Annotated in this window: 23 protein-coding genes and 1 other annotated feature; of the genes, 22 read left to right on the forward strand and 1 reads right to left on the reverse strand. The window is 40.5% G+C overall.

Translation table 11 applies throughout. The features are described 5' to 3' along the window. The first annotated feature begins 54 nt into the window (after positions 1 to 54). From DCC39_RS00540 to sigE, 6 genes are all read left to right on the forward strand, one after another. Positions 55 to 762, forward strand: coding sequence for a DUF881 domain-containing protein (locus tag DCC39_RS00540; protein WP_116552919.1), 708 nt, complete (start codon positions 55 to 57; stop codon positions 760 to 762). Further along, complete coding sequence (locus DCC39_RS00545; protein ID WP_116552920.1) at positions 762 to 1115, forward strand: small basic family protein; 354 nt, start codon at positions 762 to 764, stop codon at positions 1113 to 1115. The genes DCC39_RS00540 and DCC39_RS00545 overlap by 1 nt, the downstream gene beginning before the upstream one ends. 385 nt (positions 1116 to 1500) lie before the next feature. Beyond that, the gene (ftsA, locus tag DCC39_RS00555; protein WP_116552922.1) at positions 1501 to 2778 is read left to right on the forward strand and encodes a cell division protein FtsA; all 1278 of its coding nucleotides are present in this window, start codon (positions 1501 to 1503) and stop codon (positions 2776 to 2778) included. 42 nt (positions 2779 to 2820) lie between these two features. Continuing rightward, positions 2821 to 3960, forward strand: a complete 1140-nt coding sequence (gene ftsZ / locus DCC39_RS00560) for a cell division protein FtsZ (RefSeq protein WP_116552923.1) — start codon at positions 2821 to 2823, stop codon at positions 3958 to 3960. A gap of 259 nt (positions 3961 to 4219) precedes the next feature. Continuing rightward, positions 4220 to 5125 carry a sigma-E processing peptidase SpoIIGA gene (gene spoIIGA, locus DCC39_RS00565; RefSeq protein ID WP_116552924.1) on the forward strand — a complete coding sequence of 302 codons (906 nt, stop codon included), beginning with the start codon at positions 4220 to 4222 and terminating at the stop codon, positions 5123 to 5125. 36 nt (positions 5126 to 5161) lie between these two features. Continuing rightward, positions 5162 to 5881: an RNA polymerase sporulation sigma factor SigE gene (gene sigE / locus DCC39_RS00570; protein ID WP_116552925.1), complete on the forward strand. Its 720-nt coding sequence runs from the start codon at positions 5162 to 5164 to the stop codon at positions 5879 to 5881. A 115-nt stretch (positions 5882 to 5996) separates the two neighbouring features. Here the strand turns inward: sigE and sigG are convergent, their stop codons facing one another. Beyond that, complete coding sequence (gene sigG / locus DCC39_RS00575; RefSeq protein WP_116552926.1) at positions 5997 to 6773, reverse strand: RNA polymerase sporulation sigma factor SigG; 777 nt, start codon at positions 6771 to 6773, stop codon at positions 5997 to 5999. Positions 6774 to 6927: 154 nt separating this feature from the next. Here sigG and DCC39_RS00580 point away from each other — a divergent pair, with 154 nt between their 5' ends. The 16 genes from DCC39_RS00580 (at position 6928) to pyrR (ending at position 25575) form a co-directional block, all read left to right on the forward strand. Continuing rightward, complete coding sequence (locus DCC39_RS00580) at positions 6928 to 7188, forward strand: YlmC/YmxH family sporulation protein (protein ID WP_116552927.1); 261 nt, start codon at positions 6928 to 6930, stop codon at positions 7186 to 7188. Positions 7189 to 7278: 90 nt separating this feature from the next. Continuing rightward, positions 7279 to 8115, forward strand: coding sequence for a peptidoglycan editing factor PgeF (gene pgeF, locus DCC39_RS00585; protein WP_116552928.1), 837 nt, complete (start codon positions 7279 to 7281; stop codon positions 8113 to 8115). A gap of 17 nt (positions 8116 to 8132) precedes the next feature. Beyond that, positions 8133 to 8807, forward strand: a complete 675-nt coding sequence (locus DCC39_RS00590; RefSeq protein WP_116553087.1) for a YggS family pyridoxal phosphate-dependent enzyme — start codon at positions 8133 to 8135, stop codon at positions 8805 to 8807. Between the two features lie 35 nt (positions 8808 to 8842). After that, positions 8843 to 9262: a cell division protein SepF gene (locus tag DCC39_RS00595; RefSeq protein WP_116552929.1), complete on the forward strand. Its 420-nt coding sequence runs from the start codon at positions 8843 to 8845 to the stop codon at positions 9260 to 9262. A gap of 14 nt (positions 9263 to 9276) precedes the next feature. Next, positions 9277 to 9540 (forward strand): YggT family protein, encoded by a 264-nt coding sequence (locus tag DCC39_RS00600; RefSeq protein ID WP_116552930.1) that lies wholly within the window; start codon positions 9277 to 9279, stop codon positions 9538 to 9540. An 11-nt stretch (positions 9541 to 9551) separates the two neighbouring features. Continuing rightward, complete coding sequence (locus DCC39_RS00605) at positions 9552 to 10322, forward strand: YlmH family RNA-binding protein (RefSeq protein ID WP_116552931.1); 771 nt, start codon at positions 9552 to 9554, stop codon at positions 10320 to 10322. 24 nt (positions 10323 to 10346) lie between these two features. Continuing rightward, entirely contained in the window at positions 10347 to 10844 is a 498-nt protein-coding gene (locus DCC39_RS00610) for a DivIVA domain-containing protein (RefSeq protein WP_116552932.1), read from the forward strand. Between the two features lie 82 nt (positions 10845 to 10926). Further along, positions 10927 to 11153: a binding site (T-box leader), on the forward strand. Between the two features lie 47 nt (positions 11154 to 11200). Next, a complete protein-coding gene (gene ileS, locus DCC39_RS00615) occupies positions 11201 to 13957 on the forward strand; it encodes an isoleucine--tRNA ligase (protein WP_116552933.1) in 2757 nt (918 codons plus the stop codon). Positions 13958 to 14187: 230 nt separating this feature from the next. Then, a complete protein-coding gene (gene lspA / locus DCC39_RS00620; protein ID WP_116552934.1) occupies positions 14188 to 14646 on the forward strand; it encodes a signal peptidase II in 459 nt (152 codons plus the stop codon). Next, a complete protein-coding gene (locus DCC39_RS00625; protein ID WP_116552935.1) occupies positions 14646 to 15560 on the forward strand; it encodes an RluA family pseudouridine synthase in 915 nt (304 codons plus the stop codon). Before lspA ends, DCC39_RS00625 begins: the two co-directional genes overlap by 1 nt. Before the next feature lie 186 nt (positions 15561 to 15746). Next, positions 15747 to 15980, forward strand: a complete 234-nt coding sequence (locus DCC39_RS00630; RefSeq protein WP_116552936.1) for a hypothetical protein — start codon at positions 15747 to 15749, stop codon at positions 15978 to 15980. A gap of 269 nt (positions 15981 to 16249) precedes the next feature. Then, positions 16250 to 17902: a TIGR02677 family protein gene (locus DCC39_RS00635; protein WP_240613467.1), complete on the forward strand. Its 1653-nt coding sequence runs from the start codon at positions 16250 to 16252 to the stop codon at positions 17900 to 17902. 20 nt (positions 17903 to 17922) lie between these two features. Beyond that, a complete protein-coding gene (locus DCC39_RS00640; protein ID WP_116552937.1) occupies positions 17923 to 19095 on the forward strand; it encodes a TIGR02678 family protein in 1173 nt (390 codons plus the stop codon). Further along, the gene (locus DCC39_RS00645; RefSeq protein WP_116552938.1) at positions 19092 to 23351 is read left to right on the forward strand and encodes a TIGR02680 family protein; all 4260 of its coding nucleotides are present in this window, start codon (positions 19092 to 19094) and stop codon (positions 23349 to 23351) included. Before DCC39_RS00640 ends, DCC39_RS00645 begins: the two co-directional genes overlap by 4 nt. A gap of 18 nt (positions 23352 to 23369) precedes the next feature. Further along, positions 23370 to 24842 (forward strand): TIGR02679 domain-containing protein, encoded by a 1473-nt coding sequence (locus DCC39_RS00650; RefSeq protein WP_116552939.1) that lies wholly within the window; start codon positions 23370 to 23372, stop codon positions 24840 to 24842. 190 nt (positions 24843 to 25032) lie between these two features. Continuing rightward, positions 25033 to 25575, forward strand: coding sequence for a bifunctional pyr operon transcriptional regulator/uracil phosphoribosyltransferase PyrR (gene pyrR, locus DCC39_RS00655; protein ID WP_116552940.1), 543 nt, complete (start codon positions 25033 to 25035; stop codon positions 25573 to 25575). Positions 25576 to 25675: the final 100 nt, after the last annotated feature.

Here is a 25675-nt window from a genome sequence, read left to right on the forward strand (position 1 = left end):
ACTCCCGTGCTGGAAATTTATATTTTCTCCAACGTGCAAGAAAGGGCGAGAGGCTTGAAGCCGCAATCAATCATTGTCTTTACGTTAAGTACGATTATACTTGGCTTTATGCTTGCTGTTCAATTTCAAACAGTTAAAAAGCCAATCGAACGGGATACAAGGAATATTTGGGAATTAAGAGAGGATTTAGAAAAAGAAAAGAAACAGCAAGTGAAATTAAACTCCGAAATTGCTAAATATCAAACGCTATTAAATCAATACAGGCAAAATCCTGAAAAAGAAAGAACTCAAGTGATGAAAGAAGCAATCGAACATATGAAAGAGGAAGCAGGCTTTACTGATGTAGAAGGAAAAGGCGTTATTTTGAATATTGAACCGCTATTCTCAGAAGAATTGATTGGAGAAGAAGTGCCTACACTTCAACCAGAACTTCTTATGAGGCTTATGAATCAATTGAATTCCTTTGGAACAAGCCAAATGCAAATATCAAATCAGCGAGTTATCACAACAACTGCCATTAGAGAAGTAAACGGGGAAACGTATGTGAACAATCGTCCACTACCGGATTTGCCAATTGAAATTAGAATCATCTCGGAAGATGCGGTAAAACTTTTTGATCAAATGAAAGCATCAAAAATTACAGATGATTTTGCTGAGGAAAATTTGTCGATTACGGCAAGGTTAAAAAATAAAGTGGAAATATCTGCATACGATCGTCAATTAAATATAAAAAAGATGAAACAGTATAAGGAGGATTCATAATGTGGCTTCCGCTACTCGGCCTATTAATTGGCATTTTTTTAGGGTTATCAACTGAATTGCGAGTGCCGGAAGAATATACACAATATCTATCAATTGCCGTGTTAGCCGCTTTGGATACTCTGTTTGGCGGCATTCGTGCACATATGCAGTCAACTTTTGATGATCGTGTTTTTATTTCTGGATTTTTTTCCAATATTTTGCTTGCTGCAGGTTTAGCTTTTCTAGGTGTTAATCTTGGTGTAGACTTGTATTTAGCCGCAATTTTTGCGTTTGGTGTCAGATTGTTTAATAATATTGCAATCATACGCCGTATTCTTCTTGCACGTTGGTCTGAAAAACGAAAAAACGTTTGAAAAACTTCATGAAAAAAAAGGATTGCTCCTTTCCATGTGGAATACTTTCCGTAATCAAAGAATCAGTGGGGATGAAGAAAACCGCCACTGACGGAAGTCTCGCTTTATCGATTAAATATTTAAAGTGCGTGTTCAAAAAGGAGGACAACGAGAGGCAAGAAGGTCGAGGAAGTGTAGTTCTGAGCACCGCAGCGTATGTTTGTAGGATACGTGAGGAGCGGAAGAGCAAGCTGACGTAGAGATTCGCAGCCCTCTATAAGGAAGTTCGACTAAAAAGCATCACGTCCTGTGATAACGTCGAACTGACTCACATCCTGTGAGCCTCCGGACTTTTTGAACTACCTCTTAAAAAGGAGTCATCAAAAGATAAAGGTGGTGCCCTAGGTTGAGCAACAATGATATATTTGTAAGTTTAGACATCGGTACATCCAATGTAAAAGTAATCATCGGTGAAATGGTAGATGATTCTTTAAACATTATAGGCGTTGGAACGGCTCCTTCAAATGGAATAAATAAAGGAGCCATAGTCGATATAGATGAAACAGTCCATTCGATAAAAAAAGCAATTGAACAGGCTGAGAGAATGGTCGGCGTACAAATCGATTCGGTCATTGTAGGAGTTGGTGGCAACCATATTCAACTGCAGCCTTGCCACGGAGTTGTTGCTGTATCGAGTGAAGACAGAGAGATTCGCAACGAAGATGTTATGCGCGTCATTGATGCCGCAGAGGTAGTGTCCATTCCTCCAGAAAGAGAAATTATCGATGTGATCCCTAAACAATTTATCGTTGATGGACTAGATGAGATTAATGATCCTAGAGGGATGATTGGCGTTCGGCTTGAGATGGAAGGCACACTTATTACCGGCTCGAAAACCATTTTACATAATTTGCTGAGGTGTGTAGAAAGGGCTGGATTAATCATTGCCGATATTTGTTTACAACCAATTGCCGCAGGATCAATAGCCCTTTCAAAAGACGAGAAAGATTTGGGAGTGGCATTGATTGATATTGGAGGAGGTTGTACGACAATCTCTGTTTTTGAAGATGGAAGTTTACAAAAAACAAATGTCATTCCAATAGGCGGGGAACATATTACGAAAGATATTTCCGTCGGGCTTCGAATTAATATGGAAGAAGCTGAAAGAATCAAATTAAAACACGGCCATGCTTTTATTGATCTGTCATCTGAAGAAGAAGTCTTTAAGGTTACTAGAATTGGCAGCTCGGTTGAAGAGGAATTTAACCAATTTGAAATTTCTCATATCATTGAAGCAAGGGCTTCTGAGATCATGGAATTGGCCGATGAGGAAATAGCACGGATGGGGTATACAAACCTTCCCGGCGGATATGTTTTAACAGGTGGAGTTGCTGCATTGCCGGGAATCCTTGAATTATCCCACCATATTCTCCAAAACAATGTTAGGCTTGCTTCTCCTGACTATCTTGGCGTTAGAGAACCGCAATATACAACTGGCGTTGGTTTAATCCAGTTTACTTACCGAAATATAAAAGTCCAAGGAAGAGAAGTGGCCGCAGCAATAAGCAGTGAAAATAGTGTGAAAACAAAAAAGAAACCAGCTGAACAGAAGAAAAAGCGGGAAGAACATGTTCCCGGCATAGGAACGAAAGTAAAAAGCTGGTTTGGCTCTTTTTTTGACTAAGCATTGGCCTTGTATGATTTTCAAAACTTAGGAGGATCTAACATGTTAGAATTCGATATGGATGTTCATCAATTAGCAAGAATTAAAGTAATTGGCGTCGGCGGCGGGGGAAGCAATGCAGTAAACCGTATGATTGAACATGGTGTCCAAGGCGTAGATTTCATTGCTGTTAATACCGACGCCCAAGCTTTAAATCTATCGTTGGCGGAAACAAAGCTTCAAATTGGAACAAAATTAACAAGAGGACTTGGTGCAGGCGCCAATCCCGAGATCGGAAAAAAGGCTGCAGAAGAAAGTAAAGAGCAAATTGCAGAAGCGCTAAACGGCGCGGATATGGTATTTGTTACCGCTGGTATGGGAGGCGGTACAGGAACTGGTGCCGCACCGGTCATTGCAGAGATTGCAAAGGAAATTGGGGCGTTAACAGTCGGAGTCGTAACAAAGCCTTTTACATTTGAAGGAAGAAAACGTTTAAATCAAGCGGTTAACGGCATTAGCGTGTTTAAAGAAAAAGTAGATACGCTTATCGTTATCCCGAATGACAGGCTGTTGGAAATTGTTGACAAAAACACACCGATGCTTGAGGCATTCCGCGAAGCCGACAATGTTCTTCGCCAAGGTGTCCAAGGCATTTCAGATTTAATTGCGGTTCCCGGATTAATTAATCTAGACTTTGCCGACGTGAAGACGATTATGACGGAAAAGGGTACAGCATTAATGGGAATTGGTATTGCAACAGGTGAGAACCGTGCTGCAGATGCCGCTAAGAAGGCTATCTCAAGCCCGCTTCTTGAAACATCCATTGATGGGGCAAAAGGTGTATTAATGAACATTAGCGGCGGCTCTAACCTCAGTCTATATGAAGTCAACGAAGCGGCTGATATTGTCTCTTCAGCTTCGGATCAAGATGTCAATATGATTTTTGGTTCTGTTATAAATGAAAACCTTAAAGAAGAAATCCTTGTAACTGTTATAGCTACAGGGTTTGATGAGAAAGATATGAGACAAAAACAACCGGATAGCCGCCCTAAGCTTCAACCGAAATCACCAGCTGCTCAGCAATCCCCAAAAGAAGAGAAAGAACAAACTGAAGATAGAAGGTTCGGAAGCAACTATCAAGAAACAGGCGAAACGCTTGATATCCCAACATTTTTAAGAAATAGAAATCGGAGAAGAAGATAGGCGGGATATTCAATCAATAGGCGTTCCTTACAAAGCGATTTTAAATGAAATAGATTTTCACAAGACACGACATTCATTTGTTGTGTTTTTTTTTTGATCATGAGTCGTTGCTTTGCACAGAAATAAGCTTTATTTTTACGTGACAAAATTAGTGTGTTTTGATCAAAATAACTTGGAGGTTCTCGTCATAAATTGACAGACTTAGCAATAGAATCTTTATATACTAGTACACAAAGAATATGATTGGAATGAATTTCAAATGGCTGTTTATTTGGATGTCATTTGGTTTTTGAATTTTTGTACGGATTATCTTTTATTAACATTGACGGGTATTTTGCTTAAGAGAGACATAAAGAAAAAACGGATCCTTATTAGTTCTGCCATTGCATCGCTATATGTTCTGATTATTTTTACGCCCTGCGCTCAATTTTTCTATCATCCTGCAGTTAAATTTGTTTTTTCAATGTTTATCGTGTTTATCGCTTTTCAATTTAAACGCTTTTCTTATTTTTTCCAAAATGTGGCGATGTTTTATTTTGTTGCTTTTATGATTGGCGGGGGGTTAATTGCAGTACGTTTTTTCCTTCAAACAGACTCCCAACTGCTAAACGCAATAGCGGAAATGAACGTTAGCAGTTTTGGAGATCCAATTAGCTGGCTGTTTGTCATTATCGGTTTTCCGCTTCTTTGGATTTTTTCCCGCAATCGATTCACAAATATTGAATACCGCACAATGACATATGACCAAATTGCGGATGTAGAAGTGCATATTGAAGATGAAATTTTTCGCTTGAAAGGGCTTATTGACAGCGGGAATCATCTAACAGATCCACTGACAAAAGTGCCTGTTATGGTAATGGAGCAATCGCATGTAAATTTACCGTTCGATCCAGAGCGTTTATTGTCAGGGGATCCGTTTGAAGACAGCAGTCATCCGTGGTCAGCCCGAATGAGATTTGTTCCCTATCGTTCGGTTGGACAAGAAGAACAATTTATGTTGGCGATACGGCCTGATTTTATTCGGATTTTTTATAAAAATAAAACCTACACTGTAAAACAACTTTTAGTTGGATTAACAAATCAGCGATTATCAAGCGAAGGCGATTACGATTGTATTTTACACCCGAAAATGATCATGCAATCAAATACTTCAAATGCATCTTAAGGAAAATAATAAAGACAATAGGAGGAGAAGCACACGATGAAAATGTGGAAATTTCGTTTGATGCGCTTTTGGTACAAGTTATTAAACAGGCTTGGAATAAAAACGGATGAAATTTATTATATCGGAGGGAATGAAGCATTACCAGCCCCGCTATCAAAAGAGAAAGAAGCAGAATTAATTGAAAAACTTCCAAAAGGTGATACAAATGCGCGATCATTACTAATTGAACATAATTTAAGATTAGTCGTCTATATTGCCCGAAAATTTGAAAATACAGGAATCAATATCGAAGATCTCATTAGCATTGGTACGATCGGCCTTATAAAAGCGGTGAATACATTTAATCCGGAGAAAAAAATAAAGCTTGCCACTTACGCATCAAGATGTATAGAAAATGAAATTCTTATGTATTTACGAAGGAATAACAAGACAAGATCAGAAATTTCCTTTGATGAACCGTTAAACGTAGATTGGGATGGAAATGAATTATTGCTTTCAGATGTATTAGGTACAGATGAAAATATCATTACAAAAGGGATAGAGGACCAAGTAAATCGCAAATTGCTAGTAAAAGCTTTATATACGTTAAACCCGCGTGAAAAGCAAATTATGGAATTAAGGTTTGGATTAAGCGGAAAAGAAGAGAAAACCCAAAAGGACGTTGCTGACTTACTGGGCATCTCCCAATCATACATTTCCCGCCTGGAAAAAAGAATTATCAAACGCCTCAGGAAGGAATTCAATAAAATGGTTTAATTGATCACATGCATTCTGCCAGTCTCCAGATTTCATCTTTGTAAAAGATATACTTCTCCGAACTTAGATAGTGCACCGTGAAAAGAGCCCTCGAATGTAAAGAGGGCTCTTTTTCTCATTGAATATGTTTGTTCATTTGATTGATGGCTGCTTTTTCGAGCCTTGACACTTGCGCCTGTGAAATTCCAATTTCATTTGCGACTTCCATTTGTGTTTTTCCTTGGAAAAATCGCATAATCAAAATCGATTTTTCACGCTCGTTTAGCCGGGTCATTGCTTCTCTCATCGCAATATCTTCTGTCCAATGGCTATCTTTATTTTTATCATCACTTATTTGGTCCAAGACGTAAATCGGGTCGCCGCCATCATTGTAAATTGGTTCGAAAAGTGATACAGGATCTTGAATGGCATCAAGGGCAAAGACGACCTCTTCTTTTGGGACATCCAGTTCCTTTGCGATTTCTTGGGCGGTAGGTTCTTTTGAATTTTTTATCATCAGTTTATCTCTTGCTTGCAAAGCTTTGTAAGCAATATCCCGTAATGATCGGGAAACACGAATTGGATTGTTGTCTCTTAAATACCTTCTTATTTCCCCAATAATCATTGGTACTGCGTACGTTGAAAACCTCACATTGTGGCTTAAATCAAAGTTGTCAATTGATTTCATAAGCCCAATGCAGCCCACTTGAAAAAGATCATCAATATACTCCCCGCGGTTATTGAAACGTTGAATCACACTTAATACAAGGCGTAAATTTCCATTTACTAACTTTTCCCTTGCTGTAATATCCCCACTTTGCATTTCTTTAAAAAGCTTACGCATTTCTTCGTTTTTTAAAACGGGTAGCTTAGATGTGTCTACACCACAAATTTCTACTTTTTGTCGAGTCAATTCTTTCCCTCCTTGCAGGAGTTGATGTCTACGTTAAGTATCTCCTTGGGAGGGAAAAATATGCACAGCAATTTCCCTCGAAAAATGAATGTTCAATCGAACAGTACAATTTTTATAAGACGGCTCATATACTCTAGTGAAAGGTGGGTTCAGCATGAAAATTTCTGAATTTCAAGTCAAGGATGTTGTAAGTGTTTCAAGCGGGAAGCGGCTTGGCCATATTTATGATTTAGAAATTAACGTAACGACAGGTAAAATAGAAGCAATCATTATTCAAGGGGCAGGAAAAATGATGGGATTATTCGGAAGGGAAAATGATCTGATTATACCTTGGAGGAACATCGTAAAAATTGGTGCAGATGTTATTCTCGTTCGTTACAACGAAGTGGGCCAGATGGATGAAACCGAACATTAAATGGTTGTTTTTACAATGAAACTTCCTTCTATTTAACAAGTTGTGATAAAATAAGAACGAATCCTTCAAGAATGAACAAGGGGTGTCGTAATGTCAGAAGTCTTGTTAGAAAATGTTGACGAGTCGTATTTGTCACTTAAAGATTGGCAAGATCAACATGGTGTAATAGCTGGGATAACGACACGCTGCGGAGGAGTCAGCAAAGAACCATATCATCATTTAAATGTTGGTTTCCACGTTGGCGATAATAAGGAGGATGTTCTAACGAATCGAAAAATTGTCGCAAACAAGCTTGCGATCCCATTAGAAAGATGGGTCGTTGCAGAGCAGCCGCATCGTACAGAAATTTATCGAGTAGATGAGAATGATGCTGGTAAAGGGGCGGCAGACATTGATACAGTTATAAAAGGCATGGACGGCCTCTACACAAATATTCCGGGGGTTTTACTTGTTTCCATGCATGCTGATTGTGTGCCACTTTACTTTCTTTCGAAGAAAAACAAGGTAGTCGGCATTGCCCATGCAGGCTGGAAAGGCACGGTCGGCAACATCGGCAAAAAAATGATCGATCGATGGCAGGAAGAAGGAGTGGCTCTTGACGAGATTCAGATTGCGATTGGGCCATCAATTGGACAATGCTGTTACGAAGTGGACGATTTTGTTATCGATCAAGTAAAAAAACTGAAACTGGAAAATTCCGTCTCATTTAAGAAAACAAATGGCAAATTTATGTTAAACTTAAAGTTACTGAATAAGCTTTTATTAATGAGAGCCGGCATCTCTGAGCATGCAATTTCCATTTCAGAACAATGTACAAGTTGTTCAACATCCGTTTATTTCTCACATCGAAAAGAATCAGGGAAAACTGGGAGAATGATGGCTTATATTGGAATTTCAAACAACGGCATGAATAAGAAGTATGGATGAAAATTAGGGTGAACACGTTGACAATTAAAGAAAATTTGAAAAAGATTAAAGAAAAAATAGAGACAGCATGTAAAAACTCCAACCGTAACCCAGATGAAATTACGATTGTAGCTGTAACGAAATATGTAAGCGAAACAACTGCAAAATCCGTGCTTGAAGCAGGTATAACACATCTTGGAGAAAATAGGGACCAGCCTTTCCTTTCCAAATATGAAGCGATTGGAACGGAAGCAACATGGCACTTTATCGGTTCACTTCAAACGAGAAAAGTAAAAAATATCATCAACAAAGTCGATTACATCCATTCACTTGACCGCCTATCATTAGCAAAAGAAATTAATAAACGTACGGACAAACCAATAAAATGTTTCGTCCAAGTCAATGTATCAGGTGAAGAACAGAAACATGGCCTTTCGGTAAATGAAGTACTTCCATTTATTAAAGAGCTTCAGCAATTTGAAAAGATTATCGTTGCCGGATTAATGACAATGGCGCCACATACAGATGATGAGCAACTGATTCGTTCTGTATTTAAAAAGTTGAAAGACATTCAGGAAGAGGCAATGGATTTGAATTTGGCATATGCTCCTTGCAATGAACTCTCAATGGGAATGTCAAACGATTTTACAATTGCTATTGAAGAAGGAGCGACATTTATTAGGCTCGGAAGTTCACTTGTTGGCAGGGAATAAATGGTGGAAAATGATTAGAAGGAGAGAGGTTGCTCATGGGAATCAAATCAAAATTTAAGCGTTTTTTTGAACTTGATGACGAAACATATGAATTAGAAACGTATGAAGAAGAGGAACCTGAACAATACGAAGAAGAACGCACTTCTGTAAAAAAGACAGGAAATGTCGTCAGTCTTCAAAGCGTACAGCAGAATGTCAAAGTTATCCTAGTAGAACCTCGTGTTTATTCAGAAGTGCAAGATATTGCCGATCAATTAAAAAGCCATCGGGCGATCGCAATGAACCTTCAGCGAGTGCCGCATGATCAGGCAAGGCGGATTGTCGACTTTTTAAGTGGTACCGTTTACGCGATAGGCGGCGATATCCAGAAAATTGGAGAGCATACATTTTTATGTACACCTGAAAATGTCGATGTTTCCGGAAAAATCTCAGAAGTGTTGGATGATGACTATTAAGGAGTGTTTGAAGCTTGGGTGCAGTTGTAAGCTTACTTATTACAGCAATTAATATTTATTCATGGCTCATTATTATCTATATTTTTATGAGTTGGGTTCCGAATGCCAGAGAATCCGGTTTCGGCCAGATGCTTGGCCGAATTGTTGAACCTTACTTGGAACCATTCCGCAGAATTATTCCTCCTTTAGGGATGATCGATATTTCCCCAATCGTTGCAATTATTGCACTGCGGCTTGCTGAACGTGGGGTCGTTGAGATTTTTAGAATGTTTATGTAGGATGAATGAGTATGTCAATTTATCAACATTACCGAGCGGATGAAAAACCATTCATTGATCAAATATTCGAATCGATTCATTTTGTGAAAGACACATATTCATTCAAGCTAACGGATTTTCTAGATCCAAGGCAACAAGAAATTGTTACCCAGCTTGCCAGCTATGATGGACAAGTTGTTGTCTTTTTGGATGGCGGTATAGAAAATGCCGAGCGACAGAGGGCCATTATTTCTCCGCCATATTTCGAACCAGAGTCTGATGATTTTGGACTAGCCTTTTTTGAAGTTGATTATGCGGATAAATTTTTTACCATTGAGCACAGGCAGCTGCTTGGAGCATTAATGAACTTAGGGATAATACGGGATAAATTTGGCGACATTTTGATCAACGATAAGACTGTGCAATTTATTGTTGCAAAAGAAGTCTCCGGCTTTGTTCAATTAAATCTACAAGCAGTTGGCAAGGCGACAGTGGCATTAAGAAAGCTTAATTCTGAAGAACTTATTAAGATAAATGAAGAATGGAAAATACAATCAGGGACCGTATCTTCTTTGCGGCTTGATGCTGTGGTTTCTGAAATGTTTCATATTTCGCGGGCGAAATCGGCCGCATACATACAAAAAGGGATGGTAAAAGTGAATTGGAAAGTCGTGGAACAGCCGAATTACGAGTGCTGTAAACTTGACACCATTTCTGTAAGAGGCTTTGGCAGAGGTAAATTGGTATCGATTGACGGGCAGACCAAGAAGGAAAAATGGCGAATTCAATACGGCAAAAAATAAAGTGAATTGTGGGAGGTTGCTTACGTGTCATTAACACCGCTTGATATCCATAATAAAGAATTTAACCGAGGTTTTCGTGGTTATGCTGAAGACGAAGTGAATGAGTTTCTTGATCAAGTCATCAAAGACTACGAATCAGTGATTCGCGATAAAAAAGATCTGGAAGAAAAGGTTCAAACGTTAAATGAGCGGATAAAGCATTTCTCAGAACTAGAAGAATCGCTAAAAAAATCAATCCTTGTTGCCGAGCAAACAGCGGATGAAGTAAGGCGAAATGCGAATAAAGAAGCGGAACTTATTATTCGTGAAGCCGAGAAGAATGCAGATCGAATTATTAATGAAGCTCTGTCACGATCACGCCAAATTGCAGTGGAAATCGAGGAGTTAAAAAAACAGGCTTCTGTCTATCGCACTCGCTTTAGAATGCTTATTGAAGCGCAATTGGAAATGCTGAATAATGACGAATGGGATGAAGTCACCCAATCGATAGTTGAAGCAGAGAAAATTGAGGATACGGTTTAACTTGACTTCATGCAATGATCTATTTATACTATCTGAAAGAAACATACATCTCTATTGTCAATAGATTTTCAAAAGAATATTTGACTTGACAATGACAGGGAGAGTACTTTTTCATTTGTTTGGTAAGCGAATCAGGGACGGTGCGAGCCTGAGGCAAACAGGAAAAAGGAAAATCACCCTTGAGTCCCATACTGAAAGTTACCTTTTATAGTAAGTGTTGGCGTTTATTCGCGTTAAGAATATAGAGTGGCTAAGTCTTTAGATTTAGCTATTAGGGTGGTACCGCGAGGCCTTCTTCTCGTCCCTATTGGGATGATGAAGAAGGCTTTTTATATTTTTTTCAAGGAGGAAGTTTTATGAGTTATAAGGAAACGTTATTAATGCCAAAAACGGATTTTCCTATGAAAGGAAATTTGCCAAATAAAGAGCCAAAAATCCAAGAAAAATGGGATACAGAAAACATTTACCAAAAAGTACAAGAACGTACAAAAGGCCGTCCGCTCTTTGTATTGCACGACGGTCCTCCATACGCAAACGGGGATATTCATATCGGTCATGCCGAAAATAAAGTATTAAAAGACATCATTGTCCGCTATAAATCGATGAGCGGCTATCATGCCCCGTACGTGCCTGGGTGGGATACGCATGGACTTCCTATTGAAACGGCACTTACAAAATCGGGAAAAATTGATCGAAAGAAGCTTTCTGTTGCTGAATTTCGAAAGCTTTGCGAAGAATATGCATTGAAGCAAATCGACCGGCAGCGTGAACAGTTTAAACGGCTTGGCGTTCGTGGAGACTGGAAGCATCCTTACATTACGCTTACGAAAGATTACGAAGCAAGGCAAATCAAAGTTTTCGGTGAAATGGCGAAGAAAGGCTACATTTACAAAGATAAGAAAACAGTGTATTGGTCCCCTTCTTCCGAGTCCGCTCTTGCCGAGGCAGAAATTGAGTATGCAGATAAGCGATCTCCTTCTATTTACGTTAGCTTTAAAGTGAAGGACGGCAAAGGAATTTTAAATGGTGATGAACAGATCGTTATCTGGACGACAACCCCTTGGACAATTCCGGCGAATTTAGGCATTGCTGTTCACCCGGATTACGATTACAGTGTTGTAAATGCAAACGGAAAGAAATACGTTGTTGCAAAGGATCTCATTGATTCACTGGCGAAAGAATTTGAATGGACAGATGTTGCTGTCGAAAAAACATTCAAAGGAAAAGAATTAGAATATGTAGAAGCGCTGCACCCATTCTACGACCGGATTTCACTCGTCATCCTTGGCGAACACGTTACTTTGGATGCTGGAACTGGCTGTGTTCATACTGCCCCCGGACACGGGGAAGACGACTATGCCGTTGGTAAAAAATACAACTTGGATATTCTTTGCCCTGTCGATGAAAAAGGAGTATTCACTTCTGAAGCGCCGGGATTTGAGGGAATGTTTTATGATAAAGCAAACAAAACAGTGACAGAAAAGCTCGAGGAGACAGGTGCACTACTAAAGCTGGCATTCATCACGCACTCCTATCCACATGACTGGCGAACGAAAAAACCAATCATTTTCAGAGCGACGGAACAGTGGTTTGCCTCAATTAAAGATTTTCGGGACGATCTGCTTGAAGCAATTAAACAAGTAAAATGGCATCCTGCATGGGGTGAAACGAGAATTCACAATATGGTAAAAGACCGAGAGGATTGGTGTATCTCTAGGCAGCGAGCTTGGGGCGTGCCGATTCCCGTCTTCTACGGGGAAGATGGAGAACCGATCATTACAGATGAAACGATTGAGCATGTCTCAAATTTATTTAGGGAACACGGTTCGAACATTTGGTTTGAAAAAGACGCGAAAGACTTGCTTCCAGAAGGCTTTACTTCAGAGCATAGCCCGAATGGCGAATTTAGAAAAGAAATGGATATTATGGATGTATGGTTTGATTCAGGATCTTCCCACCAAGCTGTGCTGGCTGAGCGTGATGAGTTAACATGGCCGGCGGATCTTTATTTGGAAGGATCCGATCAATACCGCGGTTGGTTCAACTCTTCTTTGTCAACAAGTGTCGCGGTAACTGGCAAAGCTCCATATAAAGGAGTTATCAGCCACGGCTTTGTCCTTGACGGAGAAGGAAGGAAAATGAGTAAATCCATAGGAAACACTATTATTCCTAATGATGTCATGAAGCAGCTTGGTGCCGATATTTTAAGGCTGTGGGTTTCTTCTGTCGATTACCAGGCAGATGTTCGGGTATCGGATAAAATTTTAAAGCAAGTGGCTGAGGTTTACCGTAAAATACGGAATACCTTCCGGTTCATGCTTGGGAACCTGCATGATTTTGATCCATTGAACAACAGAGTATCGCTCGATGAATTGTCTGAAATCGATCGCTATATGCTTATCCAACTAAATGAGCTTATCGAAAAGGTTACAAAAGCGTACGATGAATACCAGTTTTCTACGATTTATCATGCGGTGCACAACTTCTGCACGATCGAATTAAGCGCCTTTTATTTAGATATTGCGAAAGATACGCTTTATATCGAAAAGGCGAACGATCCGAAGAGAAGGGCGATCCAGACGGTTTTATATGACGTGCTGCTTGCCCTTGCGAAACTCCTTACACCGATCTTGCCACATACGATGGAAGAAGTTTGGGAGCATACGAAAGGCGTCAAAGAAGAAAGCGTTCAGTTGACGGATATGCCGAAGGTGCAGCAAATCGAAAATCATCAAGAAATTAAAAACAAATGGGATCAATTGATCGCAATTCGAGATGAAGTGTTAAAAGCGCTTGAAGAAGCAAGAAATGAGAAATTGATTGGCAAATCACTTACGGCAGAGGTTATTTTATATCCGACAGATGAAGCGAAAGCTTTGCTTGAGAAAGCGGGTTCGCTTGAACAGCTCTTTATCGTTTCAAAAGTCAATATAGCAGGAAATAAGGCAGGTGCACCTCATGATGCAAAATCATTTGATCATGTAAATATCATCGTAAAGCAGGCAGAAGGTGAAACATGTGAGCGCTGCTGGATGGTAACACCTGATGTGGGGCAGCATGAGGAACATCCAACATTATGTACACGTTGTGTCCAAGTCTTGGAAGAAGCGTAAAAAAGTGAAGGGGCGGATAGCTCCTTCATTCCATTTTGTGTTTAAGAGGTTGTTCAAAAAGTCCGGAGGCTTACAGGAGGTAAGTCAGTTCGACGTTATCACAGGACGTGATGCTTTTAGTCGAACTTCCTTAATAGGCTAAGAATTTCTGCGTCGGTTCTTTTTGTCCTCCTTTTGAACACATACTTAAAGCACATTGTCTGAAGGGCGATGTTTACGGAGGTCGTAAGGTGTTCTATTATTTAATCGCTTTGATTGTAATCTTGATGGATCAACTAACAAAATGGATTGTCGCAGCAAAAATGAACATTGGCGAACAAATTGTTTTAATTGAAAATGTATTGTATTTTACTTCCCACCGAAATCGGGGGGCTGCCTTCGGTATTTTGCAAGGGAAGATGTGGCTGTTTTTTATGATTACGTTCATTGTCGTTGTCGGTATCATCTATTATTTGCAGAAGCATGTTGCCTACAAAGGAACGGGAATCGCGTTTGGATTAATTTTAGGCGGTGCGATCGGCAATTTTATCGACCGGTTTTTTAGAGGAGAGGTCGTTGACTTTATCGATGTAAAAATTGGCACGCGCGATTTCCCGATTTTTAATATTGCAGACTCCTCACTTGTTATTGGCGTGATCCTTCTCATGCTATTTACGTTAAAAGAGGAACAGAAAAAAGGAGAAGCGTAATGGAGACATTCCATTTTACGATTGATGAACAGCAATCAGGCCAACGCATCGATAAACTGCTCTCGGGATTAATGACAGACGTCTCACGCTCACGTGTACAGGAATTAATAGATGATGAACATGTAATGGTGAATGGTGAACTGGTAAAAGCGAGCTATAAATGTCAAGCTAGTGATAACATTCAAGTTGTTGTTCCTGAACCAGAACCTTTAGAAGTCCGACCGGAAACAATGGATTTAGATATCATTTATGAAGACGCAGATGTGCTTGTCGTAAATAAGCCACGCGGAATGGTGGTCCATCCTGCACCGGGGCATATGTCGGGCACACTTGTCAATGGCTTGCTTGCCCATTGCAATGATCTGTCGGGAATTAATGGTGTCATTCGGCCCGGGATTGTACATCGGATTGATAAAGACACGTCAGGCTTACTGATGGTCGCCAAAAACGATCAAGCACATGATTCGCTCGTCCAGCAGTTAAAAGCGAAAACAACGGTTAGGAAGTATAAAGCAATTGTCCATGGAAGTTTCGAACATAATCAAGGGACAATTGATGCACCAATCGGCCGGGATGAAAATGATCGTAAAAAAATGGCAGTAACGGATAAAGGAAGAGAAGCTATTACGCATTTTCGCGTTCTTGAACGATTCGATCATTTTACATTTGTTGAATGTCAGCTTGTTACCGGAAGAACGCATCAAATCCGTGTTCATATGAAATATATCGATCATCCGGTTGCAGGCGATCCAAAATACGGTCCAAGAAAAACGTTGCCGATAAATGGCCAAGCACTGCATGCTGAAGTATTAGGCTTTAAGCATCCTAGAAGTGGAGAGAAGCTCATATTCTCTGAACCTGTTCCAGATGATATGGAAACATTGCTTCACGGATTGCGAAATCATATTTATTGACATATAAGAACAGCCAAGGATCCGCATGATTATTGGATCCTTGGCTGTTTTTGTGCACAGTATGACGGATTTTACACGAAGTGATGTGAACAGTAGGGTTGCTCTTCTATTATTTTAATGTTGAGAAACTTGTCGAAGGATACTAAAATTAAAATACAAGTAAAAACCATGAAAGGATTGAATGCAATGGAAAAACAGATTTTACAAGCAATAAAGGAATTATCTATTCAAATGAAAGAAATGGAAAGCAGTATGAAAACTGAAATGGCAGAAATGAAAACTGAGCTAAGAACTGAAATGAAAGAAATGGAAGGGAGAATTACGGAAAGACTAGACAACCTTGAAGCGAGTTTGACAGTCTTAGTAGAAGAAAATCATCAAAACAAAGCAGACATCATGCAACTGAAACAAGCAAAATAATTAGGGAAGAAGCTGACCCTATATTTTTTGTCTATCATTTTTTAGATTTCCACACTTTTCCATCCAATTTACATTAAATTTGTCCATTGGCTCCTCTCTAATTACAATTAGAGTTCCTTCCAAAACAACAACCCATATTTTTCAATTTCACTGTCTGATCTCTTTCATTACGAGTAACTTTGGTGCATCTTTTAGGCATAGGTCTTTGCATTTTTGCCCATACTCTATCATAATTGGAAACCATTTATTCATAGATAGCGGGTGTGAAGATGGTAGAGTTTCGTTATAATGAAGAAAACGATACATATATCGGCTTACAAAGGATGCGTTCATATATGACAAACACGCCGGAACAAATGTGGATTAGACCTGTTCCCGAATTAAAGTATTTGAATGCGGAGAATGTTCACCGCTACCGCTTGCTTATGCGTTATTTCTATCAACAATACAAAAAGCTCAGATACTGGTTAAGTCCGGAAGAAGTCTATCAAGGTGTGCTTGATTTCGGGTTAATTAAAGACTATACGCTAGAGCAATGTCAACAAGACTTGGAATCGCTGACCGAATGGCAGAACCTTACAAATCGACACGACGGCAGTAAGGCATCGACGGTAGAAGAATATTTGCGTAAAAAGTTTCGTTATTTGTTAACGCCGTATTCGATTGAGATTGAAAGAATGCTTGAGAACTTGGAATCGATCCAAGGATATGGCGGTTCACTGGAGGCTTCCTTATTTGACCAAATCGTCGAATGGTTAAAACAAATCAATGACATGCTCGATCAGGATAAAGATTTTGAAGGTGCGTTGGATTTGTGGAAATCGCTTTCCGGAGCTTTCAAACAACTGCATGAAAATGCTTCGGATTATCTTGCTAGCTTACAGACAGGTAAAGCGGAAGAATTAATGATGACAGAATCGTTTCTAGTGTTTAAAGATACGTTGACTCATTACTTGCGGAATTTCATTCAAGGTATGCAGAAATCTTCTTATAAAATTGAAGGCTATTTGCGGAAAATTTCTCTTAATGAAGAGCAATTGCTGGATAAGATCACTGCCGAACAAGAACGGTTGCCCAATCTTGAAGACGACCGTACACATGAGGAGAGACATGCGCAATTTGAAGCGGAATGGCAAAGCTTTAAAAGATGGTTTTTAGGTGAAGGAAACGAATTATCCGATCTCTACTATCTGGAACAAGCAACAAAAGAAACGATTTCCAAAATTGTGCGTGCCGTTTTACGAATCCAGGAAAAAAGACGGCTTGGTACAAGCCGTAAAAGAGAGCTGGACTATTTGGGACAATGGTTTTTCGCTATCGATGAACTTGAGGAAGCGAAGGAGCTTGCGGCCTATACGTTTGGTCTTTATAAAACAAGGCATTTTCAAGGCTGGGACGAACCGATGAACGATAGTGGACATAGCAGCATGTGGGACGAAAGTCCGATGATTCGTCATTTGCGTTCGCGAAGCCGTAAGCAAATCAAAAGACAACAAAATGAACCAGTTCGCCAAACGAAGCAAAAGCAAAATGAGACGAGGGAAATATATTTACAAAAGCAAAAAGAAGAAGTGGAAATCATTGAGCAGCTATTGGAGAAAGAACAGTTTTCCGTTTCCGATTTAAAAGATGTGTCTCGCCCTTTGAGAAATCTATTGCTTTATTGGATCGGACGCTGTTCCAGCCATCCTTCACGGAATATGGATACTCCTGATGGTGTACGGATTGAATTGAAAATGCCTGACAATGAAAAAAGAACGAAATTGACCTCAAACGATGGTGAGTTGGAATTGCCGGATTTTGCTTTCAAACTGATGCGTATTCAGGCATCAAGTGATGATATAAATAAAAACAGTCATCATTTGCGCCGTAATTATCTCGATCATGCAAATGAACAGCAAGCAAAAATTTCAGGAATGTAACGGAAATTGAAGGTGTTACAATGCGTAAATGGGAAAAAAACGAAGAAAAACTAATAGAAGAAAAACAACAGTGCATAAAAGCGCTGCTCAATCGTCCTTGGGTGCTGAAAGAAGAAGATCCGGAAACCTTTCAGCAGATTAAAGATCATTATGAAGCATTGAGAGATTGGTTTCACGATTATTTAGGCTTCCCATTGCTTGTTACTCGTCAATTTGCAAAAGTGGAAAAATTCCCGGAAACCTATCATTGTTGGATGGGAATCGATGAATTTAAGCAATCAAGAGATTATGCGCTGTTCACGTACTGTTTGTGGTATTTGGAGGGACGGGGAGACGGTGAGCAATTTTTGTTGTCACAAATGGTGGAAGACATTCGTGACCATTTGCACACTTATGATGTGCTGATTGATTGGACGTTATATGAACACCGGCTCTCAATGGCACGTGCGTTAAAAAAATGCCGTGATTTAAAGGTTTTGTTATCTGTCGACGGAGAAGAAGGTGCTTGGGCGCGAGATGAGAAAGCGAATGTCTTGTATGAATGTTCACCAATGGCTCGTTATGTGTTGCGGCGATTTTCGAAAGAATTAATGCACTACTCGCGGATTGGTGATTTCCGTGCAGAGCTTGATGAGAAAGACGAAAAGGTGAAACGAAGACAACGGGTGTACCGGCGGTTTGTACAGGAGCCTGTCATTTACGACAGTGATTGGAGTGAAGAAGAGCGGCAATATGTATTGACACAACGGCGTTCACTCATTGACCAATTACAGACACAACTTGGCTTGGAGGGGAGACGTTACCGGGAAGCCTTGGTTCTTTTTGATCCTGGTTTGTCTGCTGAACATGAATTGTTCCCAACTCTATCATCTGTTTCAGATTTGTTAATTTTAACCGCATCAGAGCTTCGAAAAAAAATCGCAAAAGGCTACTATGAACAGAAGGAAGACGGTCGGATCATCATGAGTGTTACAGATTTGGAATCACTGCTGTTTTATTTGCGGGATAAGCATAAGGAGTTTTGGAGCAAAGAACACCGCGTGGCTTCATCGAAAGAATTGCTCAAGCAAGTCGTCTCACATTTAGAAGAGTGGCACTTAGGAGCACTTGAAGAACAAGAAGTAACGATATATCCCGCTTTATCGCGATGGATTGGAGAATATGATGCATTTGCTGGAGGTGACATGTCATGAGATGGAAGATGGAACGGGCTGGGATTTTTAACTTTTGGTATTATGACGATCAGGAATTTTATTTTTCGGATGGACGGTTGATCTTGCGCGGTTCGAACGGTTCCGGTAAATCGGTGACAATGCAAAGCTTCATCCCTTTAGTCCTGGATGGGGATAAGCGTCCATGGCGCTTGGATCCGTTTGGGTCACGCGACCGCCGGATTGAATATTATTTGCTTGGAGAGACAGATAGTGGAATCCATGACCGTACGGGATATCTCTACTTGGAGTTCCGTCATGCTGAAAGTGGGAAAACGTTAACGATCGGGATCGGCATGCGTGCAAGAAAAGGAATTTCTGGTCTCGGTTTTTGGGGATTTGTGCTTCAGGACGGACGCCGCATCGGGAAAGACTTCTTTCTGTATGATTACGATCATTACCGGAAGTACGGTGAGAAAATTCCGTTGCATCGTGACAAACTGATTGCACAGATTGGGGTGGGCGGCAAGCTAGTTCGTGAACAAGCAGCTTATCGCAAGTTAGTCAATCAAGTCTTATTTGGCTTTGATGACGAAGAAAGCTATCAAGAATTGTTAGATTTGTTAATTCAATTGCGCAGCCCGAAGCTTTCCAAGGATTTTAAGCCATCCACGATTTACAATATTTTGACGGATGCACTTCCACCGTTAAAAGAGGAAGAGCTTCGCCCGCTATCCGATGTTTTGGAAGATATGGATCAAATCAATGATACGCTTGATGAACTAATGATTCATCGCAAGGAAATCGAGCGTCTGAATGATGGATACGCGAAATACAACGAATATCTTTTCTATGAAGCATCCAGTCAATTGAGGAGACGGCAAAAGGAATTTGAGAATAAGAAAAACGACATCGATGCTATTCGTCAAGAGCTGGCGGAATATACACAGAATGTAGTCGATTTACAAGAACAGAAAGAGCAAGCGACGGAAAAAGAAAATGAGCTGACGACAGAAATCGAATTGCTTGAACAGCATGAAGCCATCGAAAAACATAAAGAGCTTGAACAAGCAAAAAATGAACGGCAAGAAATTACCATGCAGATTAACAATACGAAGCAGCGCATTGCGGAAGTGAAAGCACGGCTTGAGAAGAACAAAATCGAACAAGAAGAGACCGAAAAACAGGCGCAACGTCAAGAAAAATTGTCCACAGAATGTATGGAGGACATGGAGGTAATTGCACGAGACGCTGAATTCACGGAACATGATTTGTATCATCGTCAGTTCGAGCAACAGCATCACCTCGAAGAAGGAAATTGGCAAGCCTGGAAAACGGATGTTGCAAATCACGGGAAACGTTTGCAAGAAGCGCTTGTGCTTTCACAAAAAGAAGAACGGGCGAAAGAACGAGTTCAAGAGGCAGAAGCGGCCATGAGCGAAGCAAGGGAAGAAAGGGATGAACGGGAAAGGCTACTCCGTCAGGCAGAAAAACAACTGCAAGACACGATGAGCGATTACGAAGACCGTTTTTATCAATGGTTTCAATCGCTGAAAACTTTGCCGTTAGCGGAACAAACATGGCGTGATCTGCTGCATTTACTGTCCGGATATCCCAACGTTTCTTATCCTGAAATCAAGCAGCCAGCGATTAACATTTACGAAGAGACAAAAGAAAAATGGCAAGTGCAAATGACCCAAATTCAGCATCAGCAAGGTTTGTTACAAGAGGAAAAAAGCGCCCTCGAAGAAGAGCTTTACCTATGGGATACGAAAAAAGATCCGGAACCTGAACGACGGTCAAGCAGAGAAAGCTATCGTCAAAAACGGAAAGAGAATCAGGAAGGAGCAGGGTCTTCTCTAGATGCCGGAGCGCCGTTATATGCTTGTTGTGATTTTAAACAGAATTTATCTGATGAAGAAAAAGCCCGTCTGGAGAGCGTGTTGGAATATACAGGTTTGCTGGACGCTTGGATTGGCCCAACACAAATCGTAACGGAAGGCTCCGTTTGGCATGAAGACATCGAAGAATTTATGATTCTTCCTGAACCTGTTAGTGCAAAAAATGATATTGGAACGCTTGCTGACGTGTTGCAGCCGGAACTATCTGATGACATGATGATTAGCGAAGAAGAAGTCTGGAATGTTTTGCGAACGATCCGTTTTGAACGGGAACATCTAAAAGATGAACGATTGGAAGCAAAATCGGATTCAAACCGTACTGGTTCGTGGGTGAATCATCAAGGACAGTTCCAACTTGGTGCTCTTTTTGGTCAAGTTGAAGTGAAACCGAAAGCACAGCTAATCGGTAAAAATGCTCGTGAGAAAATGCGAATGGAAATGATCGAACACTTGAGAAATCAAATCGTTGAAGTGGAAGCAAAAATCCAGGAAAACGGTCAGAAACAACAAGAAATTCGCTTGATCACCGAGCAGCTTAAAGAGGAAATTGAAAACATTCCCTCTGAAGAGGAATTGTTGCATGCTGAAAGAACCCGAAGAGATGCCAGACTTGATTTAGAACAGGCACAGAAGCATCTTGAAAAAATGGATCAGCAATATCGCTCGCATCTTGGGCAATGGCGCCAATTACAGCAAGATTTTAAAGTGTATACAGATCGTTGGTCACGATTGAAAAACCGATCATTGATTGAACAAGCAATAGCGGATATGCAAGCCTATCATATGAGTTTAGGAGAATTACGCTCCGCCGTGCAAATTTTGTTCACTCACAAACAACGACTGAACCGGTTGTTAGAAGATATCGAGGCATGTGAAGAGCAGCAGGAAAGGGAGGAAGAACAACATACAGAGTGGAAACGCAAGCAACGCGAAACGGAACACAAAATAGAAACGTTAACCCGCCTTCTGGATGAATTAGGCATTCTCAACATTTATGAGCGCTTGGAAGAGGTTAAGCAGCAGCGTAACGAAACGTCTCAACTTGTTCAACGATTGGATGCCAATATACGAGACGTTGAAATTAAAAAAGCAAAATATGAAGAACGCGTCAATATCATGAAGCGGGAATTTGGCGAAATTGAAACATTACGGAATCAAGCGGTTCAATACTGGCAAGCAGAGTGGGAACGAAAACTGCTAACAGACTGGGAAGATGAGTGGAAGCGGGACAACTTGGACATAAGTGTTATGCTAATGTTAGCCAAAAAGGCTGAGCAACGGTACCAAAAGAAATATCAAACAAAGCCACGTGATAAAGCAGTGAATGAATTGCTCGATATGTTTAATGAAGTGAAAAACATGTTGCTTGACTACGTACTGGAATCACATTATGACGAACAGCATCAACGTTGGCTCATCCATTCTGTAAGAGACAGGCAACATCCTCTTTCTCCAGGTAAATTACTGGAAGAATTAATCTTGCTCGAAGAAGAGCAAAAGCAATTAATGGATGAAAAAGACCGTGAACTGTATGAACAAATTATTTTGCACAGTGTAGGCAAAGCGATTCGACATAAAATATACCGTGCCGAGCAGTGGGTCAAGCAGATGAACCGTTTGATGGATGAACGGAAAACGTCCAGCGGACTGAAGCTGTCTCTTAAATGGGAACCAAGACCACCAAGAAACGAAACTGAATTGGACGTGGACAAGCTCGTAACCTTGTTACGCAAAGATCCCGAACTGCTCCGCGACGACGAAGTGGCGCAAATGGTCGATCATTTCCGCTCACGCATTCGTTTGGCAAAATCGGAAGCGGATGAGAAAGAGAGCTTACGAAAATGGATTGCCGATTTTCTCGATTACAGACAATGGTTTGATTTTGTTCTTTATTATAAAAAAGGTGAGCAAAACCGGCGTGTGTTGACCGATTCACGGTTTAACGTGTTAAGCGGTGGGGAAAAGGCGATGTCAATGTATATCCCGTTGTTTGCCGCCACGTACTCACGCTATAACGATTCGAATCCGGATTCACCAAAAATTATTTCTTTGGATGAAGCTTTTGCCGGGGTAGATGAAGAGAACATACGTGATTTATTTCAACTATTAACGGATATGGACTTTGATTACATGATGACGAGCCAAGTATTATGGGGCTGTTTTGATACCGTACCGAACCTTTCGATTTATGAAATCATCCGGCCGAAAGATGTCGACTTCGTAACATTGCTTCGTTATCATTGGAACGGATATCGAAGGGAAATGGTTTTGGACGAACCCCTTTCTGATGAGCCCAAACGAGACTTAACGTATCATGATGAAGAAAAAGACCGCAATGAAGCACCAAAGCAAGCGTCGGATCAAATCACACTTGGTTTGTTTAGCGGGGATAACTAGTCAAGGAGAAGATACAAGATGACGGGAACGGAACGATTAGAAGAGGCAAAACAATATTTTTCACATCTAGCGTATCAGCGGTTGTTTCGGCAAGCAAAAAAGAAATACGAATCACTTGGGCGGATCGGGGGACAGATTCGCCTTTCTTCTCTTTCGGAAGATGAAAAAGAAGCGTTAAGCGGTTTATTGGTGAGAGGCCTTTACCATCAAAAGTCCGTGACGGTGACACTAACAGATTTAAACGAAAAATTATTGGCTACACGTTTTTCAATTGATTTGCTTACATTATTGACCGCTCTTTTTGCAGAAGAAATCAAGCCGAAATCGGTAAAGAAGCAAGAAGAAGAAGTTTTATGGGACTCGTTTATTGCGTTTTTACAATCGTACGCACAGCATTCGATCATACTGGATTGGTTGGCTTACGCCCGAACAGGCAAAGACGCCAGCTATCGGATGCTTAGAGAACGTTTTGAGGAGCTTAAACCGGATCTGCAAAAGCATCAATGGCAAACCAATCCATTATCTTCTAGTTGTGTTGAAATTGTACAAGTCGTTAAAGGATTGAACGACTTGCCGATTTTAAGCGAAAATCGATTGAGAACAGGTACTCCCCTTCCGATATTTGCTGCGACATTGACAGGAGACGCTCACTTTTTTGATCGAGATCGTTTTTCAGGCAGGCTATTTTACTATGGGATTTTGTTTATTAACCGCAGCCAAACTGAACATCAAGAGGAAATTGAAAATTCAATTTTTAGTCGAAAGCAATACCAGAGTGTCGGGCTTGCGCTAGATGACCTATCCTCGCAAGTGTTGATTTTGGGTGTGACCTGCAATAGCGGTGAACAACAAGAGTATAGCTACGCGATAACTCTTCGGATGCTCAAGAAAATCATTCCACGGTGGAGGATGAAAGCAGGAGACATCGAACAGAAGTCTAAAAACGAGAACAATTGGTTGCAAGCAGTTCTCAGTACAAAAAAAGTTTTCATTAGCGAAAATCCTTCGATTTGTTCAATGATATTGGATCAATTAAGTGATGCTCCAATTGGGAAAATGATTCCTCCAATTATTTGTACAAGCGGTCAACCAAGTCATGCAGCGCTTGAGTTGCTAGATTTTTTCGGAGATCAAGGTGTGCACATGTATTACAGCGGCGACCTCGATGTCAAAGGTTTAACAATCGCTTACATGCTTCATGAAAGGTATCGCGATTACTGGCACCCTTGGGGTATGACGCGCCAAGCAGTAGCGTGGTGGAGAAAGAATCGCGGGATATATCGTGATGAGGGCAAGCAAAATAAACGATACGGGTTATCTTTTTCGAACGATGAAATCAGAGCGTTGAAAAATATGAAACTTGCTTGGGATGAACAACTGATCGAGATGTTACTGGCAAACGAACAGGGTTCAAGATATCCAATCAAAATCTTTCAAGAAATGCTCATTTCGCTGCTGTGGGAGGAGTTTGAAAGTCATTCATCTCTATAAAAAGAAGGAAAAAATTTATTGACATTGTAAGTAAACTCTGTAATAATTATTGATAGCTAAAGTGAATAGCCTTTAACACCAGTCCCGTGAGGCTGAAAAGGAACGACTATGACATGAGGATTAGTATGTCTATGCCCCCTTTGCCAATCAACTGGTGAAGGGGATTTTTATTGCGATTGGTGGTGGTGTTTTGAAAAAACAAGCTGAAATTCTTGATGAACAAGCAATTAGAAGAGCATTGACACGAATTGCGCATGAAATTATCGAAAGAAATAAAGGCATCGAAGATTGTATTCTTATCGGAATTCGAACGAGAGGGATTTACATCGCTGAACGATTGGCGAAAAGAATTGAACAAATCGAAGGCTCCAGCATACCCGTTGGAGAAGTAGACATTACGCTCTATCGTGATGATCTGACTGTAAACCATGAAGACAATGAACCAACGCTGAAATCAACTTCCCTTCCACAAAATGTAACAAATAAAAAAGTAATTTTAGTTGATGACGTTCTTTATACTGGCAGAACAGTTCGAGCAGCAATGGATGCATTAATTGATTTAGGCCGTCCTGCTCAAATTCAATTAGCCGTACTTATCGATCGCGGCCACCGTGAACTGCCGATTCGTCCCGATTACGTCGGAAAAAATGTTCCAACTTCACGCTCTGAAATTGTGAATGTTGAATTGTTGGAAGTCGATAAAGTGGATAAAGTAAGCATAACGAAGAAATAATCTCTTTTAAAGAAGTCCAGAGAGGCTTGGAAAGAGGATGATGTGCTCACCGTTTTTACGGGAGTGCTGTAAACTCTTTGCCAAGCTGCAGGCAAGGAGT

Source organism: Pueribacillus theae (assembly GCF_003097615.1).
In the GTDB taxonomy this organism is placed as follows: Bacteria; Bacillota; Bacilli; order Bacillales; family UBA6769; genus Pueribacillus; species Pueribacillus theae.